The sequence below is a fragment of the Blastocatellia bacterium genome, from assembly GCA_025054955.1.
Classification (GTDB): domain Bacteria; phylum Acidobacteriota; class Blastocatellia; order HR10; family J050; genus JANWZE01.
The window spans coordinates 26,434-46,854 of the sequence record JANWZE010000076.1; the positions used below are offsets into that span (position 1 = coordinate 26,434).

Annotated in this window: 15 protein-coding genes; 6 read left to right on the forward strand and 9 right to left on the reverse strand. The window is 52.7% G+C overall.

Annotated elements, in window-relative coordinates; all coding sequences use genetic code 11:
• Positions 1-499: 499 nt before the first annotated feature.
• Entirely contained in the window at positions 500-2,875 is a 2,376-nt protein-coding gene (locus NZ823_10325) for a tetratricopeptide repeat protein (GenBank protein MCS6805520.1), read from the reverse strand.
• Between the two features lie 43 nt (positions 2,876-2,918).
• A complete protein-coding gene (deoC, locus tag NZ823_10330; protein MCS6805521.1) occupies positions 2,919-3,644 on the reverse strand; it encodes a deoxyribose-phosphate aldolase in 726 nt (241 codons plus the stop codon).
• Positions 3,645-3,991: 347 nt separating this feature from the next.
• Here deoC and larC point away from each other — a divergent pair, with 347 nt between their 5' ends.
• The 4 genes from larC to NZ823_10350 all read left to right on the forward strand — a co-directional run bounded on the left by larC (position 3,992) and on the right by NZ823_10350 (position 9,108).
• A complete protein-coding gene (larC, locus tag NZ823_10335) occupies positions 3,992-5,200 on the forward strand; it encodes a nickel pincer cofactor biosynthesis protein LarC (protein ID MCS6805522.1) in 1,209 nt (402 codons plus the stop codon).
• A gap of 49 nt (positions 5,201-5,249) precedes the next feature.
• On the forward strand, positions 5,250-7,223 hold the full coding sequence (gene metG / locus NZ823_10340; protein ID MCS6805523.1) for a methionine--tRNA ligase: 1,974 nt from the start codon (positions 5,250-5,252) through the stop codon (positions 7,221-7,223).
• Between the two features lie 16 nt (positions 7,224-7,239).
• Positions 7,240-8,025 carry a TatD family hydrolase gene (locus NZ823_10345; GenBank protein ID MCS6805524.1) on the forward strand — a complete coding sequence of 262 codons (786 nt, stop codon included), beginning with the start codon at positions 7,240-7,242 and terminating at the stop codon, positions 8,023-8,025.
• 66 nt (positions 8,026-8,091) lie between these two features.
• Positions 8,092-9,108, forward strand: coding sequence for a polyprenyl synthetase family protein (locus NZ823_10350; protein ID MCS6805525.1), 1,017 nt, complete (start codon positions 8,092-8,094; stop codon positions 9,106-9,108).
• Between the two features lie 131 nt (positions 9,109-9,239).
• Here the strand turns inward: NZ823_10350 and NZ823_10355 are convergent, their stop codons facing one another.
• Together NZ823_10355 and NZ823_10360 are read right to left on the reverse strand one after the other, a co-directional pair.
• Positions 9,240-10,286 carry a 2-oxoacid:ferredoxin oxidoreductase subunit beta gene (locus NZ823_10355; protein ID MCS6805526.1) on the reverse strand — a complete coding sequence of 349 codons (1,047 nt, stop codon included), beginning with the start codon at positions 10,284-10,286 and terminating at the stop codon, positions 9,240-9,242.
• On the reverse strand, positions 10,283-12,124 hold the full coding sequence (locus tag NZ823_10360) for a 2-oxoacid:acceptor oxidoreductase subunit alpha (GenBank protein ID MCS6805527.1): 1,842 nt from the start codon (positions 12,122-12,124) through the stop codon (positions 10,283-10,285). Before NZ823_10360 ends, NZ823_10355 begins: the two co-directional genes overlap by 4 nt.
• Positions 12,125-12,294: 170 nt before the next feature.
• Between NZ823_10360 and NZ823_10365 the strand changes: the two genes are divergently transcribed.
• Positions 12,295-13,566, forward strand: coding sequence for a Glu/Leu/Phe/Val dehydrogenase (locus NZ823_10365; GenBank protein MCS6805528.1), 1,272 nt, complete (start codon positions 12,295-12,297; stop codon positions 13,564-13,566).
• Positions 13,559-15,739: a hypothetical protein gene (locus NZ823_10370; protein ID MCS6805529.1), complete on the forward strand. Its 2,181-nt coding sequence runs from the start codon at positions 13,559-13,561 to the stop codon at positions 15,737-15,739. Before NZ823_10365 ends, NZ823_10370 begins: the two co-directional genes overlap by 8 nt.
• Positions 15,740-16,920: 1,181 nt before the next feature.
• Here NZ823_10370 and NZ823_10375 read toward each other — a convergent pair.
• From NZ823_10375 to NZ823_10395, 5 genes are all read right to left on the reverse strand, one after another.
• A complete protein-coding gene (locus NZ823_10375) occupies positions 16,921-17,340 on the reverse strand; it encodes a single-stranded DNA-binding protein (protein MCS6805530.1) in 420 nt (139 codons plus the stop codon).
• Positions 17,341-17,401: 61 nt separating this feature from the next.
• A complete protein-coding gene (locus NZ823_10380) occupies positions 17,402-18,361 on the reverse strand; it encodes an OmpA family protein (GenBank protein MCS6805531.1) in 960 nt (319 codons plus the stop codon).
• Positions 18,362-18,423: 62 nt separating this feature from the next.
• A complete protein-coding gene (locus NZ823_10385) occupies positions 18,424-19,842 on the reverse strand; it encodes a hypothetical protein (GenBank protein ID MCS6805532.1) in 1,419 nt (472 codons plus the stop codon).
• Positions 19,843-19,935: 93 nt separating this feature from the next.
• The gene (locus NZ823_10390) at positions 19,936-20,100 is read right to left on the reverse strand and encodes a hypothetical protein (GenBank protein ID MCS6805533.1); all 165 of its coding nucleotides are present in this window, start codon (positions 20,098-20,100) and stop codon (positions 19,936-19,938) included.
• A gap of 82 nt (positions 20,101-20,182) precedes the next feature.
• Positions 20,183-20,421: hypothetical protein (locus NZ823_10395; GenBank protein MCS6805534.1), on the reverse strand; the 239-nt coding region annotated here is incomplete at its 5' end.

Genomic DNA, 20,421 nt, shown 5'->3' on the forward strand with positions numbered 1-20,421 from the left:
GGTGGGCGTCATCCCAAATCCCTCGCGCCTTGAAGAGGCGCGCACCTCGTTCTCATCGAAACTCGTTTACGCTGTTCAATTGCTGGCCACGCACGCGCACAACTCGGCGCGCGGCAGACGCGCCATGATTGTTTGGTCTGCTGCTCCAGACGTTGCACGTCTAGCTACCTGCTGTTTGCGCCTCCAGCGCAAGCTGCGCTTGGACACTTTCCGAGGAATTGCTCAGGTGTGAGGCCTGCCACGAACGATGAAAATAGAATTCTTTCGTGAGGTTCGCGTGTTTCGTGGGCTATTTTCAGAGGAATCGCTCATGAGCGCCGCGCTCGCCACGAAGCATGAAAATGGTTATTCAAGGGAGAAAGCGCCGTCGCCGCTTCGCTTTGCCGGCGCACTCCAAGATAGAGTTAGGAATCGCCCATGTGCCATCGCCTGCCACGAACGATGAAAATAGAATTCTTTCGTGAGGTTCGCGTGTTTCGTGGGCGATTTTCAGAGCAGGTTATCGGTTTGGTTCAGGGCTACTGCTTGAGTCAGCTTGCTGGTTTTTCATGTGCGTGAGTATTTCAAGGACACGCTGCCGGCTCGTTTCATCGGCTGCATTGGCCAGCGCAATGTCCAGATATTTTTGTGCCGATGCGGGATCACGTTTGTTCAGGTGGTAGGAGCCTAGATTCAAGTTGGCGAGAAAATCGTTGGGGGCGATTTGCAGCACTCGATTCCATTCGGCTGCTGCTTTGTCCAGTTGCCGGCTGTCAGCATAGAGGAAGGCGAGTTGATTGCGCAGGTCTCGGTCCCGAGGAAATTGCTCAAGCCCCTGCTGGCACACCACGATGGCCTGCTCGGTCTCTTGGATCAAGTGGTAGAGTCGAGCCGCCAACAGAAACGAACGAGGCGGCGGATAGAGCCTCGTCGCTTGTTGGATCAATGCGTTCAACTGTGGCTGTGTTATGGGCTGTGTGAAGGCCTGACGAAGATGTTGAGCGGCGGACTCCACTTGGTCGCGATTGATGTAGGAGACGGCCAGTCGAATGTTGGCTGCCGGATGAGTCGGCGACGCGCTCAAGAGTTGTTCCCAATGAGTCTGCGCGTCTTCCATCCGACCTTGTGATTCGAGCAGCTCTGCCATCATCGTTCTAAGTTCCACTGACGACGGGTCAAGTTGAAGGCCTTGCTGGCAAGCTTGCAGAGCAGCTTCGGGTTGTCCAGTTTTTTGGTAGATGAGGGCTTGCAAGGCATAAGTGGACGGATCGTTGGGCGAGATGTCCAGAGCTTGACGAACATATTCCAGTGCGCGAGCCGGCTGGTTGAGCGCCAGATAGGATTTTGCGATGTTGCGGAGGATCATTCGGTAGGTTTGGTCTCGTTTGGCCCAGACGATTCGGTCACGGTTGTCCGGTTTGAGCGTGAGCGCATGTTGCAGGAGGGCGAGGGCGCGTTGCGGCTCGCCTTTAGCCAGATAAGCGGCTGCCAGATTGTTGTAGGCCAGGACGTGATTTGGATTGAGTTCAATCGCCCGTTCAAGCAGGGGAATAGCTTGGTCTACTTGGTTTTTCTTCATGTATTCAACGCCGAGATTGTAGACGGCTCGTGTTGAATGAGGGACAGCGCGGTATGTGACACTCCATAATGTGAATGAATCTTTCCAATCGCGATTGCGCAGGATGGTTCGCGCGCTCAGCGCGATGATTACGAGGCCGGCTAGGGCGTAGATTGCCCATTTCCAAGTCGGCCGCCAGGCCGCCAGTTTAACAACCAGATGTGCGAACAACAGGGCATAACCAAACAAGGGCAGATAGAGGTAGTGTTCGGCCATGAGCTCGTGGTGAGGAATGATCTGGCTAACGGGCAGCAGTGTGATGAGGTAGAAAGCGATGGCGAAGCCGATGAGCTTATCTCGTTTGAAGCCGTAGAGCATCACTCCAGCTACGCCCAGCAACACGATGATGGCTATGAGGACGCGCGGCTGCCAGAGAGATTGAGCAAGAGGAAAGGCGTCTTGATACGAAGCGATTAGCGTGACTGGCGCGAGCAGCAATTTCAGGTAGTGAGCATGGACAGTCAACACGGTGAGGAAGTTAGTCCAGAAGGAACCACCCCAGTATTCGAATCGGAGCGCGCGTGGTGAGCCGAGGCCGCGGCCCTGGCCGATTTGGCGTCCGATAACGACGAGTCCGATCAAGAGACCAGTCAGTACCAGCCAGCGATTGGCTTTGAGTACATCCCACGTCTGCTTGAGCAGCGCGGGAAAGAGCGGCTGATGCTCATGACTTTCCCATCGTGTATGAAAGTCCCACAGCAAGACAATCAGAGGCAAGGTGACGGCCATTTCTTTGGTGAGCAGACTCAATGCAAAGGCCACCAGTGAGCCAATGGCCATCACCGGTCGTTCCGTCTGCCGATAGCGAATAAAGGCGTAGAGGCTGAGCAAATAAAAAAACGCGAATAGGACATCGCGTCGCCCAGAAATGTAAGCGACTGCATCGGTCTGCAACGGATGAGTGGCAAACACAAGAGCCGTCAGAAGCGCCGTCTGCGGCTGCTTGGCCAGATGCAATGCCAACAGGTAGACGAGGCAACTGTTGGCGCTGTGAATCATGATATTGGTCAACCGAAATCCAGACGGGTTGAGGCCCCACAACCAATGATCGAATGCCAGACTGAGGTCGCGCAGTGGCCGATACCATTCGTTGAGAAAAGCGCCGAGAGAAAAATTTCGGACAAGGTCATTGTTGACGACTGTGTAGAGATCATCGAAGACGAAAGCGTTTCCCAAACTGTTGGCATAAAGTAGCCAACACAAAGGCGCAATGAGCAGAAAGACGCGCCAGGAAAATGTTGGAGCGGGAGCTGCGGATACTGGCTTGGATTTGATCATGACGGTTACATGCGACAAGCGACCGGGTTGTTGATCCAGGGTCTCAATAAGGGACTTGAGATTCGCTGCCGGGCGCTTCCTGAACAATTTGAACGCCGACGCTTGCGCCGATGCGCGTGGCGCCGGCCTGAATCATCTGTTGAGCCTGTTGAAAACTGCGAATGCCGCCGGCGGCTTTGACGCCAAGTTGCGGGCCGACTACACGCCGCATCAGCGCGACATCTTCAATAGTAGCGCCAGCCTTGCTGAAGCCGGTGGAGGTTTTGACAAAATCGGCGCGCGCCTCTTTGGCCAGGACGCAGGCTTTGACTTTCTCAGCTTCGTCCAGCAGCGCCGTTTCAATAATGACCTTGCACAGAGCTCCATGCTCGTGACAGGCCTCAACCACGGCGCGGATGTCTCGTTCCACCCACTCATCGAGGCCTGATTTCAGCGCGCCAATGTTGATGACCATATCAATTTCCTGCGCGCCATCGAAGATGGCTCGCCGCGCCTCAAATGCCTTGACATCGGTGGTTGAAGCGCCCAGCGGAAAGCCGACGACACTGCACGCTTTGACCGGAGAATTTCGCAGCCGCCGAGCTACTTCGTGAATCCAGATGGGATTGACGCAAACGCTGGCAAAGCCGTATTGCAAGGCTTCATCGCACAGTTGGGCGATTTGGTCGCGGGTGGCGTCAGGCTTGAGCAGCGTGTGATCAATGTAACGGGCCATGTCGCCGGCTGAATGCGCCGGCGCCGGACGGGCGCCCAAACGGGTGGCGCCCATGGCAATGACGTGGCGCATCTGGTCGGGTTGTTTGAGGAAACATTCGTCTGGGCCGGGACAGTCGAGCCACTCCGCTTCACGCAGCCGAGCGAAGATCGCATCGGTAATATCGCGGATCAGTGAGCGATCAATTGTCGTCATGGTAGCGCCTCAATGTGATGGTGAGGTCTTATGGTAGCGCGGTTTACTGTTGCCGTCTACGGCTCGGCTGCTTGCACAATGTGAGTGCGCTCGGTAAGATGTAGCTTTCATGATGTCACGACAGTTCAGCTCGGCCAGACAATCAGTGAAAGAATCAGTGAGAGAAGCAGCACAGGACGGGCGCAAGCGGATAACCAGGAGTTGTCATGCGGACACTCTATTTTGATTGCTTTTCGGGCGCGAGCGGCGACATGATCAACGGCGCGCTGATTGACCTTGGAGTTCGTCTCTCGCGATTACAAGAGGAACTCAGTAAGCTGCCGTTGAGTGGTTACCAGGTTCGCGCCGTTGAAACGAGACGAGCCGGATTGCGGGCGATCAAATTTGACGTTGACGTAGATCAGTCGCCGCAACCGGCGAGGCGGCTCTCGGACATCTTGGCTGCGATTGAAAGTGCGCCGCTGGCCGACGCGGTCAAGCGCCTATCACAACAGATGTTCATTCGGCTCGGTGAAGCTGAGGCAAAGGCGCATGGCGTGTCGCTCGAGGATGTGCACTTTCATGAGGTCGGCGCCGTGGACGCGATTGTTGATATTGTCGGCGCTTGCATTGGGTTCAAGGAATTAGGCATTGAGCGGTTCATCTGTTCGCCGATCAATGTTGGGCGCGGCATGGTCAATTGTTCGCATGGCCAGATGCCGGTGCCGGTGGTTGCCACGGCTGAACTGCTCAAGGGGGCTATCATCTACAACTCTGACATAGAAGCTGAATTGGTCACGCCAACCGGCGCAACCATCATCTCGACAGTGACTCAAACTCATGGGTCGCTTCCTCCGTTCAAGTTGGAAAAAGTTGGTTACGGGGCGGGAACAAAACAGTGGCCAGATCGCCCGAATCTGCTTCGCCTGATGCTGGGAGAAACGCCTGGCCCGGCGGCGTCTGTTCACACAGACAAGGTCACGGTTATCGAAGCTAACATTGACGATTCCAGTCCGGAGCTGCTTGGCTACTTAATGGAACAAGGGTTAAAAGCCGGCGCGCTTGACGTTTTCTACACGCCGATTCAGATGAAGAAGAACCGGCCGGCCACCAAACTCACGGTGATCTGCCGCGACGCAGAGCGTGAACGGATGGCCGAGCTGATCTTCCGCGAGACAACAACCATTGGGCTGCGATTTTATGAGGCCGAGCGACGGCTGTTAGATCGTCAGTGGGTGCAAGTCGCCACACCGTTTGGTTTGATTCGTGTCAAAGTCGCCTACCTGAATGAATCAGTCGTTAACCTCGCGCCTGAATATGATGATTGTAAGGCAGCCGCAGAGCAGCATCAGGTTCCGTTGCGGCAGGTCATCGAACATGCTATTGGAGCGTTCAACGCACAACTACAGCGCTCAACTCACAATTCAGTAACATGACGCCGACGAGACGATGAAAACGATTCAGTAACATGACGCCGACGAGACGATGAAAACATTTTACGTAACAACGCCGATTTATTATGCGAATGCACGACTGCATTTGGGTCATCTTTACACGACGATTGTGGCCGATACGTTGAAGCGTTATAAGCGTCAGCGTGGCTACGACGTTTTTTTTCTGACAGGGACCGATGAGCACGGCGTCAATATCGAACGCGCGGCCCAACAGCGCGGCGTGCCGGTCATGCAGCACGTGGATGAAGTGGTCGCTGAGACGCAACAAATCTTCCCGCAGTTTGGCCTGGAGTATGACCATTGGATTCGCACAACAGCTGACTATCATTATCGTGGCGCTCAGGAGCTGTGGCGGCGCATTCGCGATGCCGGTTATATCTACAAAAGCGATTACGCCGGTTGGTATTGCCCCAACTGTAACGAGTTCAAAGCCGATGCGACGCAAGAGCAGCCGGTGTGCGACGTGCACGAGCGACTCACCGAGATCGTTCAAGAAGAAAGCTACTTCTTTCGATTGTCCGCGTTTGAGCAGCGGCTGCTGCAACATTACGAAGCGAATCCTTCATTCATTCAGCCTGACGCGCGACGCAATGAAGTGGTGAGTTTTGTTCGTAGCGGGCTGCGCGACATCTCAATCAGTCGGACATCGGTCAGGTGGGGCGTGCCCGTGCCGGATGATCCCAAGCACGTCATGTATGTGTGGTTCGAGGCGCTCTCCAATTACATCACGGCGCTGGGTTTTGGCAGCGAAAATACCGATAGGTTGCGCCGGTATTGGCCGGCGGATGTGCAGTTGATAGGAAAGGATATCATTCGATTTCATGCCGTCTGGTGGCCGGCGTTTTTGATGGCGGCCGGGCTGGAGCTGCCCAAGATGATCTTCGCTCACGGCATGTTGCTCTCCGGCGGGCGAAAGATGAGCAAGACGCTAGGCAACGTGATTGATCTGCCGACATTGAAGCGATATTTTGCCAACGACATGATTCGCTATTTTTGCCTGCGCGAGATCGTGTTTGGCGAAGATGGCGATTGCACGTTTGAGGCATTGATTGATCGCTCCAATGCCGACTTAGCCGATGGTTTCGGCAACTTGTGTAGTCGCACGTTGACGATGATCAAGAAATACTGCGATAGCGTCATTCCAGCTGCGGCCCAGAGTGGAGATCAAGAGCAAGAAATCCGCGCTAAGGCTGAGCAAGCCCGGAGGGCTTTCCTTGGCGAATTTGACACGTATCGCTTCAATCGCGCTTTGGAATCAGCCTGGGAACTGATTACCCGTGTTGATAAGTACATCTCGGAGAACAAGCCGTGGGAACTGGTCAAACGCGAGACCGGGCACGCTCAACTGGTGACGTTGTTGAATACCGCCAGTAAGACACTTCGCTACCTCGCCGTGTTGCTTTCGCCCGTGCTGCCGGAAGCCACGCGGCAGCTCTGGCAACAGATGGGATTATCAGGCGAGCCGGCCGGAGTTGATCCGGAAGCGCTTGAGTTCGATGCTCCGATTGAAGGTTGCCGAATTGGCGAAGTCCGGCCACTATTCCCCAAACTCAATAAGGAGAAAATCATGACAGCCATTGAAGCAGAAAGGGAAACCACAGGCGAACCTGGAGGCGAACCTGTTGCGACTCCGCCTCAAGCAGCCGTGAAGGAGTCGCCGCCGGCGCAGCAACAATACATCAGCATTGAGGATTTCGCTAAGGTTGATTTGCGCGTCGGGACGGTGTTGACGGCGCGAAAGGTCGAAAAAACTGATAAGTTGTTGCTTCTGACTGTTGATATTGGTGAAGCGACGCCGCGCCAATTACTGGCCGGCATCGCTCAAGCATACGAGCCAGAATCGTTGATTGGGCGGAAAGTTGTCGTTGTGGCAAATTTGCAGCCTCGCAAGGTGCGAGGGTATGAATCCCAAGGCATGATCGTGGCAGCCTCGGTTGGCGACGAAGAGCGCCCTGTGTTGGTCGGTTTTCACGAAGATGTTCCCAACGGCGCGCGGTTGAGATGATTGGGTTCGAGCAGACATGTTCATTGATTCTCATGCTCACTTAGACGCGCCTGAGTTTCAACACGACCGTGATGAGGTCATCGCGCGCGCGCGTGATGCCGGCGTTGAGCTGATGCTGAACATTGGCGCAGGATACGTTCGGGACACTTCGATTGAGACAGCCCTCTCGTTAGCTGAGACGTATGAGTGTGTCTACCTAGCGTTCGGCATTCATCCGCATGATGCGACGCTTTATCAAAATGGCTGGGAAGAAAAATTGCTGCAACTGTCTGAGCATCCCAAGGTGTTAGCCTGGGGAGAAGTCGGCTTGGATTATCATTACAACCATTCACCGCGAGATGTCCAGCGAGCCGTCTTTCGCCGACAGCTTCAATGCGCTCGACAGCGCGGCTTACCGGTCATCATTCACACACGAGAAGCTGAGCAAGATACACTAAGCATTTTGCGCGAGCAGTGGCAGGGAAGCGGGCTAAGCGGCATTTTGCACTGTTTCACGGGCACGCTCGATTTGGCCGAGGCGTGTATCGAGATGGGATTTTACGTATCGTTCTCAGGCATTCTCACCTTCAAGAACGCTGCTGACTTGAGAGCTATCGCTCAACAACTGCCATTGGAGCGACTCTTAATTGAGACGGATTGCCCGTTGCTTGCGCCGGCGCCAATGCGGGGCAGACGCAATGAGCCATCGTATGTGCGTTACGTCGCTCGACAGCTCGCTCACGCGCGTCAGATGAGCGAGCAACAGATCGCCGCAGTGACGAGCGCGAACTTTCGACGATTGTTCGGTCTCAACACGGATTGACAGAATGGGAATTTAGTTGCATAGATTGTTCGCTTCAGAGAAACATGATAAAGTGTGGCCTCGCTCATGACACAAGCCGCAACCAATCCACCGCCGACGGTTGAACAAATCGCCCGGCACCTGTTCGATCCAGTTCAGCGCGAATTGATTGAGGTCGAGCGCGAACTACAGCGCCAGCTTCATTCCCCGATTCAACTCATCGCGCAGATTGGTCACTATCTTCATCGTGGCGGCGGGAAACGCATTCGTCCGGCCTTGTTGCTGTTGTCCAACAAGCTGTTTAAGCAATCGGCGACAGCCCCCGTCATTCGCCTTGCCGCTGTCGTCGAATGTCTGCACATGGCAACGTTGGTGCATGACGATGTGATTGATCAAGCAGAGTTGCGGCGTGGGCAACCATCGGTCAATCAGATATGGGGCAATGAAATCACCGTGCTGATGGGCGATTGGCTTTATATGTCGGCCTTTGAGATGGCCTTGCAAGAGCGGCGCTTTGAAGTGTTGGACATCCTCACATCGCTGACACGCCAGATGACCGAAGGCGAACTGATTCAGCTTGCGCACATCGGCAATATGGCCATAACAATAGACGAATATCTGGAGATCATTCGGAGGAAGACGGCCTATTTATTCAGCGCTTGCACAGAGATTGGCGCGCTGATGGGCGGGGCCACGCGATTCCAACGACAAGCCCTGCGGGATTTCGGTTTGAACTTGGGAATGGCGTTTCAATTGATTGATGATGTGCTCGATTTCACATCAACCGATCATGTGTTGGGCAAACCAGCCGGCAATGATCTGCGTGAAGGGAAGATTACGCTGCCGGTGATTTACCTGCTGGAGCAGGCGTCTACACAAGAGCGACGGATCATTGAGGCAGTGATTCATGAGCGGGATTACAAACAGGTTGAGCGTTCCCAGGTGGTTCGTTTGTTGAACAAGTGTGGCGCATTGAGTCGCGCGCGGGCTGTCGCTCGTGAATATGCCATGCGGGCCAGAGCTTTGGTCGAAGATTTTGCTCCCTCTTCCAGTCAACGTGCCCTGATCGAGATGACGCTGTTTGTGACTGAGCGAAACCGGTAGCGGCTCGTCAAGCTAACTAACACCAATCGGCCTGCGTAAGACTATAAGACTACGTTTCGCGATGTACAAAGGAGGCCAAAACACTTACCAAGCGGCGATCTCCGGCCTTCTATCCTCGATTGGTATAACACTCACTTAAGGCTCTCCATAATTTCGTCCAGCGCCTCACGCGGCGGTCTCACCATGTCAAGCGGAAGTGTGGCCAACGGTTCGTCAACTAGGTTGATGAGCTCGAGGAAGTCCTTTCGCCCAGGCTCATAGTAGATTAAGCCCGTGACCAGCTCGCCTCGTTTCTGGGCCTCGTGAAGCACTTGCAGGGCTGCCAGCTTGTCGGTCGGATCGTATTGCTCGCTCAATTTTGATAGTACCAACTTCGACCCGTCATGCAGTTGAATTTCGCGTGACGTTCCTGGTTCGTAGTCAATCGTCATATCCTCGAAATGAGGGATGAAGCTCACATCACTCAAAGGTTCGTCGTGGTCTTTGACGTAACTATAGCTTTTAGTGGAGCCATCATGGTCATTGAAGGTGACGCACGGCGAGATAACGTCGAGCATCACCGTGCCTCGGTGTGAGATGGCTGCTTTGAGCAACGCGAGGAGCTGTTTTTTATCGCCGGAGAATGAGCGGCCAACAAACGTGGCACCTAGCTCAATGGCCAGGGCGCACGTATCAATCGGAGGCAGGTCATTGACGACGCCATTTTTCAGTGTCGAGCCAATATCAGCCGTCGCGGAAAATTGCCCTTTGGTGAGGCCATAGCAGCCGTTGTCTTCGATGATGTAGATCATGGGCAGATTCCGGCGCATCAGATGCACGAAGTGACCAATCCCAATCGAAGCGGTGTCGCCATCGCCACTCACGCCGATGGCGATCATCTGCCGGTTGGCTAACAGAGCGCCAGTGGCCAGAGCCGGCATCCGTCCGTGAACGCCATTGAAGCTGAATGAGCTGCCCAAAAAGTAAGCCGGCGTTTTGCTCGAGCAGCCGATGCCTGATAGTTTAATGACCCGACGCGGATCAACGCCCATCTCGAAGAATGCATCAATAATGCGCTCAGAGATGGCATTGTGACCACATCCGGCGCAGAGCGTTGTTTTGCCGCCTTTGTATATAGCGATGTCGAGTCCGATGCGATTGAGTTTTCTGGGTGATGATGTTGTTGTCATCGTGCTCATGAGGTAATACCTTCCTGTGCGAGAATCTGATCGGTAATGGTACGCGCGTCAATTGGCAATCCATCATAGTGTCGGACACTGCGCAACTTCGGCGCGAGCTCCGGGGCAAGCTCCAGCCGGAGCAGGTCGCGCATCTGTCCGTCGCGGTTCTGATCAACCACGTATATGCGGTCGTGCCGACGAACGAATGATTCGACTTCCGAGCTGAAGGGAAATGCGCGAATCCTGAGATACGAAGCGTTGATGTCGGCTTCGGTTCGAAGTTGATCCACCGATTCGATGGTGGGAAAGTGGCTTGAGCCGAAGGCGATGATCCCCACGTCGTCGGCGCCGTCCCTGACCAGTTCCGGCGCCGGTACGCGATGCCGAGCGGTTTCAAATTTTCGGGCGATGCGGTCCATGTTTCGCTTGTAATCATCAGGGCGCTCACTGTAAAGAGCCCGCTCATTGTGCCCACTGCCGCGACAGAAGTAAGCAGGCATGGATGAGCCTGGGATCGTTCGATAAGGAATCCCATCGCCGTCAACGTCTCGGTATCGTTCGAAGCGCCCTATGCGTTGCAGGTCTTGTTCGGTGAGGACTTTGCCTCGCTTGGGCGGCTGCTCAGGATAGGGGAACGGGTCTGACATCCAATTGTTCATGCCCAGGTCCAAGTCCGACATGACGAAGACAGGCGTTTGGAATTCTTCGGCCAAGTCGAATGCTTCGATGGCCATGGTGTAGCATTCTTCGACCGAGCCGGGGAAGAGCAGAATGTGCTTGGTATCTCCATGTGAGAGATAGGCTGTTTGTAACAAATCGCCTTGCATGGTACGAGTCGGCAAGCCAGTTGATGGTCCGACACGTTGAATGTCAAAAATGACGCCGGGGACTTCGGCATAGTAACCAAGCCCGGCGAACTCCGACATCAGGGAAATGCCAGGGCCGGAGGTCGAGGTCATCGCGCGCGCGCCCGCCCATCCCGCGCCTAACACAATCCCCAATGACGCCAATTCATCTTCAGCTTGAATGATGGCGAAGGTGGCTTTCCCGGTCCGCTTGTCCATGCGGTATTTTTTCATGTACATAATCAGCGATTCGCAGAGCGAGCTCGAGGGCGTGATGGGATACCAGGCGACGACCGTGACCCCGGCGAACATGCATCCCAGCGCAGCCGCCGCATTGCCGTCAATGATGATTTTGCCCTGGTTTTCGTTCATCGGCGCAACCAAATAGCGATCCTGTTTGGTGAAGTGCTCTGAGGCAAAATCGTATCCAACCTGTAATGCCGCCGCGTTCATATCCAGGACAGCGGCCTTTTTGCCCAGTTGCTTGTTGAGCGCCACTTTGGCCTGAGCCATGTCTAGGTTGAGCAGATAGGCGAGGACACCAACGTAGATCATGTTGCGAACCAGTGGCCGCAACTTTGGTTTGGAACAGACCGGCGCAACAAGTTTGTCGAATGGGACGGGATAAAAGATCAGGTCGCTACGCCGTGAGCGCAGGTTCAACGGCTCGTCATACACAACGAGGGTGCCGGCTCGCATCTTATCAACGTCTTCCGGTGCCGTTTCTGGGTTCATGGCGACCAGCACGTCCGCATCTTTTTTCCGTCCGATGTAGCCATGCTTGCTCACGCGGATGGTAAACCAGGTGGGGAGCCCGGAGATATTAGAAGGGAACAAATTCTTTCCTGAGACAGGCACGCCCATCTGGAAGATCGTCCGTAGCAGAACGGTGTTGGCCGTCTGGCTGCCTGAGCCATTGACGGTTGCGACCTCAATGCTGAAATCGTTGATAACCGTGCCACCGGCTCTTAATGAGGGAGTCACTTGTACATCTGTTTCAATCCCAGACATGATCATCGTCTCCAACGTTTGGTTAAAGAGAACATGTTAGGTAGCGGCTAACGGCAAGTCAAGCATCGCAGTGAATGAGGGCTCGGGCAACACGTTGTCAGGCGCGATATTTCTGGCTACAATCAATCATCATGCTTCATCATAATGAACACTAGCAGGAGCAATAGATGATGAACTCGATCACGGCGCCTGTGGCCGAGGAAACGAGCCCCTACCAATCCATGTTTGTTTATTTTGATCGAGCGGCAAAGTTGCTCAATATCGAGCCTGATCTTTACACGTTCATGAGTTATCCGAGTCGGGAGATTACAGTCTACATTCCCGTGCGCATGGATGACGGCAGCATTAAAGTGTTTGTTGGTTACCGCGTCCAGCACAATTTTGCTCGTGGTCCGGCTAAAGGCGGGATTCGTTATGCGCCCGATGTCACACTTGATGAGGTGCGCGCTCTGGCCGCCTGGATGACTTGGAAATGTGCTGTGGTTGATATTCCGTTCGGAGGCGCTAAAGGCGGGGTTGTATGTGATCCTTCTCGGCTTTCTCCTGGCGAGTTGGAACGATTGACGCGACGATACACGGCGCAGTTACTCGACGTGATTGGGCCTGAGCAAGATGTGCCTGCGCCAGACATGAATACCGATGAGCAGGTGATGGCCTGGATTATGGACACATATTCGATGCATGCTGGCCATGCTGTGAGGGCAATTGTCACTGGCAAGCCGATTGAGCTTGGCGGCTCTTATGGCCGACGTGAAGCAACGGGGCGTGGCTTGCTGGTGGTTTGTAATGAAGCTTGTAAGATGTTCGGAATGTCTCGGCAGGATACAACCGTTGTGATCCAGGGAGCTGGTAATGTGGGTGGAGTGGCCGCGCGACTGATGTATCGAGCTGGGTACCGAGTCTTAGCTATCTCCGATATCAATGGCGGCATCTATCATCCGGCTGGCCTTGATGTGGATGCGGCATTGGATTATTTGCGAGAACACAAGACGTTTGAAGGCTATCAGCCGGCGGACTTCATTACCAACCGAGAGCTGTTGGAATTGGAATGTGACATCTTAATTCCTGCTGCGACCCATAATCAGATTACTTCTGAGAATGCGCATCGTCTCAAGTGTCGCATTGTTTGCGAGGGCGCCAACGGTCCGACAACGGCGCAAGCAGACAGGCAGTTGGAAGAAAGAAATATTTTTGTCATCCCTGACATCCTGGCCAATGCCGGCGGTGTCACTGTGAGCTACTTTGAGTGGGTACAAAACCGGTTGGGTTACTTCTGGCCTGAACGGGTTGTCAATCATCGGCTCAGTGGTGTGATGTCGCGCAGTTTTCGCATCGTCCATGAGTATGCGACAACCTACCACGTTGATATGAGAACGGCTGCTTACATGGTGGCGATTGATCGTGTCGCTACTGATATTCGGATGCGTGGAATCTATGCGTAGAGAGTTTGTCGTTCGTATACCTGCTTCCCAACGAGTCATGAGCATCGGTATTATCGTGCTTGTAGCGATGGCGAGTCCGTCTTTCGCCACACTGAGTGGTCGCGTTGAACCTGATAAAGCAGCGCCATCAACGAGTTGGTCGGGAATGCTGCGATGGCGATTAGCCGGTCCGTTTGGCGGCGAGGCCAGGAGACTCGCTGTGGATCACCAGAATCCTGACATCTGTTACCTTGGCACTGGTGACGGCCAGTTTTTTCGCTCAATTGATGGGGGTCAATCCTGGCATCTAGTGCTTCCCGGTTTCAATCAGCGTGGATTCTCCATTCAAACGATTGTGGTAGATCGTCGCTGGGCTGATCGAATTTTTTTAGGTGGTTGGTATGTCCGAGGACAAACAGGCGGCGGGCTATTTGTTTCGGAAGACCAAGGAAAGACTTGGCGCCCTATTGTTGGGCTCCAAGGTTTGCCTATCCGTGCACTTGTCCAATCGAGTCCAGACCCGGAGCTCTTCATTGCTGGCGCCTTGACCGGTGTCTACCGCTCTACCAACGGTGGGGCAGACTGGCAGTTGATTTCCCCCGATCATCCCGACTTCAAAAACATTGAGTCCGTGGCTGTGGATCCTGAGGACCCAAATGTCATTTATGTTGGCACCTGGCGGCTTCCTTGGAAGACCACAGATGGTGGTCAAACGTGGAAATTGTGTGGCAATAGCTCTGTTGGGATGATTGACGATTCTGATATTTTTAGCATCGCCATTGACCATTCCAACCGAAGCGTTGTGTATATGAGCGCCTGTTCGGGGATCTACCGTTCAGAAAACGCCGGCCAATCGTGGACGAAGATTCAAGGTATACCAGCATCCAGTCGAAGAACGCAGATCATACGTCAGCATCCTTTGAATTCATCGGTTATTTATGCTGGCACGACACAGGGGCTTTGGATGTCATCGGATCACGGTCAAAGATGGCGGTTGGTCACAGATCGCCGCTTAGTCGTCAATGACATCGTCGTGCATCATTTACGACCCAGCATTGTTATGCTCGCTACCAATCAGGGTATTATGACAAGCCGAGATAATTCCCCCTTTTCTGCCTCGAATACTGGCTTTTCGCATTGGACGGTTTCTACCGTGAAGATTGACGTTGAGAACCACTCGCGGGTCTATGCTGGCGTGCTCTCACCAGGAGTTTATAGCGGTCTTTTTGTTAGCCATGATTCGGGCTCCACATGGGAACCGTATGGTAACGGCTTGCAAGGTGTGGATGTCTATTGCCTCGCGCAATCTTCGACTCAGCCTGAAATCATGATGGTCGGGACAAATAAAGGGCTATTTCGGTCTAAGGACAGAGGGGAAAACTGGTCTCTCGTTGCTTTCAATCAACAATCGCCCAGGACAAATCGAGAGTTACGTCAAAGGCTACGTCGTCAAAGAACGCAGAATGCTGTCGGCGAGCAAATAGCGCCGTTGAACTCGTCTGTGAAAGTCATCGAACTGGATTTTCAATCGAGAGTGAAAGAGGAGACAGAACAGGTGTATTGCTTGACAGAGTCCTCAGTTATCAAAGGGAGTGTTCTTCAAGGAGATTGGCAGGTGATCTACCGGGCTGAGGTGGGCGAGACCCTCATGTGTTTGGTTCCCTCGAAGAAAAGACCATCTGTGCTGTACATGGGGACCAATCGAGGGTTAAAGCTTTCTTATGATGATGGGAAAACCTGGCGTGAGCTATCTATTCATGGAGCGTCCTATCCGGTTCAAGCTGTTGCTGAAGATGAAGCGACCGACTTGCTTTATGTAGGAACAACCTTGGGCGCCTTTCGGTTAGACACTAGCCAGGACAACTCTGCGTGGACACGAGTTGGCGGCGGGCTCCCTCTGATCAGCGTTTCGGTTATAGCTGTCAATCCTCATTACCGCCACGAACTAATTGTCGGAGACCAGAGGTACGGAGGTCTCTTTCTTTCGAGTGATGCTGGGCGGAGCTGGGATCGAATTGATGTAGGATTTGCTAGCAGTAGAGTTTCGACATTTTGCTTTGATTTCAGAAACAGCCAGCGACTTTTTGTTGGGACCCTGAGTGGTGGAATCTATGTAGGAAACTATGTGGGAAACGTTGTTGGATATGCTGACTTGGAGGTTGAGGAACACGGCCTTATACCAAATGACCGGTGAAGCTCGTCACATTGCTGCTCAGTCAGCTCAGGTTTCGCCACGCTTTTTAGCTTGATGAACGGGTCTTCCCCTCCACAATTGGTATAGCCTCCTGCTCTCACCGCGCTTGATGGTCATGGATCACCATGAACGTGGTCTTTACATTCCTGGTTGGTATTTGGCGTTTGTACATGGACTGATACTGTCCACATAGTTGGCATCGAAATTGGCCAGAGAAAAGACGGCTTCGCATCAATCATTACTCAGTATCAATGCAACTGCAAATCGCTATATACCAAGTCCAGCGAAGGGCCATATTTGACGAAGCGACATGGAAGCAGCAGCAGAGCACCTCAAGCGGCTACGATTTTCTGTTCACATTTGGTATCACTACTCATGCTACGCTCGTTTGTGTTGAGCTGCGCAGGCGGTGCATGAGAAGGTGGCCGGACGTGCAACCTCTGGAACAGCAGTGTGAGCAGCAGTGGCGCGTTGCACAAGCGCCGGAGTAGCGCGGTTGTGGCCAGCGGGAGTATGAACGGGCCGATGCAGGAGCGGTGGTGCTTGTTGAAAGCGCGATGGGTTGGGGAGTAACGGCTCCCAGACGTTGCATGTCTGACTACTCTCTGGTGGGTGGTGCCGCCCCCCAACAACAAGTAGATGTCAAGTGAAGATCGGGATTTGTGCTCAGTCAGTTCAGGTTCTGCCGCGCTTTTTGGCTCCATGAACGTGGTCTTTTCCTTCGCAATTGGTGTTGTGCCAATGGCGGATTGAAGCAGATGGTCGCTCGCTAGAGCGGTTTGCGAATCAATCTACCCTGGGAGCGCGCACTCCAGCGGGCATGAGCCCGCAAGGTCGGGGCTACCCGGGTAAAGGCATTTGAAAGTCGTATAAGGCCATGTCTTGCTCTCCTGTGTCCTTTGTGAAACGTGGTCTTTCGCGGGACAATTGATTCAGTGAGAGACTTGCTCACGTCCGATAACTTTTTCTCTCTTTATAGACTCTTTGTACACGAGAAACTTGTGCGAAGACCCCCATAGCCACAGAAGCTGCACAGCGACAAAGAGTGTCTCTGTGCCCCCTAACTCATTCACGAATCCTTCTCGTAGCGTGTGTCACTACGCGGGCAGTTCCCTCCGAGAAGCTGCGGATGTCAACTTTGGGCTTGGGCAGTTTCACCAGGCATGAGGCCCTCTCTCAAGCTAGAAGGGGACATCATCATCCGATGGTATTGGTGAGGGAATAGGTTCCGTTGGCCCAGGCTCCGAAATAGTTTCGTATGGAACATCTGTCACTTTGCGGTCGAGGAGTTGAAAGTCAGAGGCATTAACGTCAAGAGACGTTCTAACAGCTCCTGATTTGTCGTTGTACTCGCGCACAGAAAGGCGACCTTCGACGAAAACTTGGCTTCCTTTTTTCAGGTATTGGTTAGCTATTTCAGCTCTTTTCCCCCAGACAGTAACACGAAACCAGGTCGTTCTTTCTTGCTGATTGCCCCCACTATCTTGCCACCGTTCATTCACAGCAACTGAGAAATTGCAGACTGCCGTTCCTTGTGGGGTATACCTTAATTCGGGATCACGCCCGAGATTTCCAATCAAGAAAATTTTGTTAAACGACATAACTTCCTCCACGTCCAAACAGAATATGTGCTGAACAATGCGTTCAGCCACAGGGCTTAGCTTACGGCTCCTGCTCCAACGGTACTTCTTTTTCTCCACCTTCAAGATAAACAAACTCAGCCCGCCTATTAAGGCGCCAACTTTCCTCATCGTGGCCTTCAGCAACAGGTTTTTCCTCTCCATAAGATTGGGTTTCGATTCGGTCGGGCGACACATTGTGGCTTATGAGAAACTCGCGTACGGCATTAGCTCGACGGTCACCTAAAGCGAAGTTGTATTCTTGGCTACCCCGCTCATCACAATGGCCCTCAATCTTGAATCGGATCGTTTTGTTTTCAGGTTGATTTAACCACAAAGCCGCCTGAGTTAATTTTTCTTTTGATTCTTGAGTGAGCTCTGCGCTATCAAAGGCAAAATAGATCGTCTTTACATGCATAGCCATTTCCGAAGCAATGTTCCTTGTCCGCGTTCCAAAACGGGACGGTGCTTCAGGTTCAATAACAATGATGCGAGTACTTTTTGTATCAGTCCCACTCGGTCCAATGGCTGTGGCAGTGTAAGTTGTCGTTTGCTTTGGGGACACCTCGATTGAGCCGGCAGCGGGGAATTGCCCTATATCGTCAATCGTTACTCTCTCGGCATGTGTGGAAGACCACTGGAGCCTAGTTTTTTCTCCTTTTACCAGCCGGTCTCGTTCTGCTGTAAACGTCAAAGTTGGTGCTGGTGTGGGAATGGTAACCTCAATGCGAGCGAAGTCGCGTGCTTCTTTTTTTCCTCGCTTTGCCACGATTTCGTACGTTGCCGTCTGCCTTGGGGTGACTTGTTTTGTACCCGCTGGTGGAACAGTTTCGCCGTTTAATGTGACTGTTTTCGCGTTTTTTGAAGCCCATTTTAACGTTGCAGCTTCCCCTTGCTCAATCTTGTTTCGATCTGCTCGCAATGTGACTTGCGGACGGCAAGAGGCCGTGGCAGCCACAACGAAGACCAAAAATATCCACGCGTAGTTGGTGCGGTGTGCCATGCTTATATCTCCTTAATCGCGCTTTGACGTGGTTCTAGTAATGCTCGGATTACCATAGCGATCTACTCAAACCAGATAGGCGAAATAGCTCCCTGGGTAGTTAACTGCCTTTGGTTTGTTCCGTCAATTCGCATTGTGTATATTTCAAATCTTCCTGTTCGATCAGACTGAAATGCCAAATACCGTCCATCTGGTGACCAAGATGGACGCTCGTTGTTTCCTGCGTTGCTGGTTAATTGTACGATTTCTCCGCTTGTGATGTCCATCACGAAAATATCAAAGCGGGGCGATCGCTCGGGTTTCCAGCAAAATGCGATGTATTGCCCATTTGGAGACCAAGCAGGGGAGTCTGCTGATCCACCATTTTGTAATAGTCTCCTTTGTTTTTTCTGGTCAACATCAATGATGTGGATTTGAGGGGTTCCGCTTTCGTCCGAAATGAAGGCTATCTCACGGCCGTTTTGCGGGTTCCACCGCGGAGAGGTGTGAATTGCAGAACTTTTGTCAGTGATTTGATTGATTTGGTTAGTTTGTAGGTTGATAGTATAAAGCTGCATGGAATGGCTATCCTTGCTTGAAGCAAAGGTAATAAAGTTTTCGTCTGGGGAGAAGGATGGGGAGCTGATTGATCCGCGCGGGAAACTTAGCGAGCCAAGCAATAACCCATTAGCAGTTGAGCGTATTTGAAGAAGTGGTCCCTTTTGAGTGAGCGTGATATAGGCTAGCTTTTTTGTAACTGGCGAAAGTGTTGGAAAAAGGATAATCGCATGCTCGTATGTGAGTCGCTGCACATTTTTTCCGTCATAATCCATTTGAAAAATATCGCGAGCGCCAAGGGGAGGGGAAATGAAAGCAATTTTTGAGTGAGCAATTCCGTTAATGTTTGCTATAGCCTTGATCAGATCATTGGCTATGAGGTGAGAGAGCGCGCGTATTTTTTCTTTATGGCCTTGATAACTTTTGTTTAACACTATTTTTTCACTGTGGATGTTAACTACTTGCATACTGACTTTTAGGTGTTGGGAAGTGGATGACAGGTAAAGTTGAATAAGAAAGTTGAGCGACAGAGGGGGTTTTCTCCAAAGAGAGAAATCAGTTTTTGAAGAATTCTTTTGGATGTTTGGATACAAGCTTCTGTCGACCACTTTAGCTATGCCAGCGAACTTTATGTCGTCAGAGATTACTTCGATGATTTCTTGGCTGGCTCGTGAGAGTTCTGACTCTTGAGATAATAAAATGGCCTCAGGTAGAGCAATGGAAACTAGTTGCTCGGGTTCAACAAAAAGGCTTCTGAATTTTGACCTCAAATCTAGTGACTGTTCTCTTAAACTTCTTGTCTCAAAACGAGGTGGTATGTAACAACAAAGAAATATTAAAATAGTATATTTAATCACTTTCTTATTAAATAAAGCATCAAAGCTTTTCCTAAACCGGACAAGCAAGTCCAGTCGTTGCCCTTGATATAAAAGTCTTAGATTCATACAAACCTCGTAAGCCCGGTCAAATTATCATAACACTATGAAAGATGCAACAACTTGGCGTGTGACCGGGTGCGCCAACCAGAAGTTGGTAGATCAAGCGGCGATTTTGGCCTGGAAGGATGGTCGGAGATGCAAGAGTTCCAGCCGATCATTGAGCACGGCGACCCGCAGCGCCACGATGGCATCGCCCCCGGCCAAGCTCCAGCGACGACCACACCCGTTGGTGCGCCAGCCAATGAGCCGAGGCCCACCCTCCACCGCAACTCGTGCCGACCCCTCAGACTCTGGACCCGATCCGACAACTCATAGATCACCCCTACCTTCGTCTCATACCTTCGGCTCACGCCAAAAACGACAGATGACCACTCAATGACGCGTTGCGGCCAGGACTCATCTGCCGATGGCTTATCTGCAACTGCTCATCCGACGGCGCCTGCTCCTGCCCACACCGACAACAATAATAATACGCCTGCTCGCAGCTGAAGCGGCCAAACCCACTGAAGACCGGCCGTCGGGCATACCGCGTGATCTGCACGGCCAGTGCCGCCAGCAACGTCACCGACTGCGTCTCCAACCACA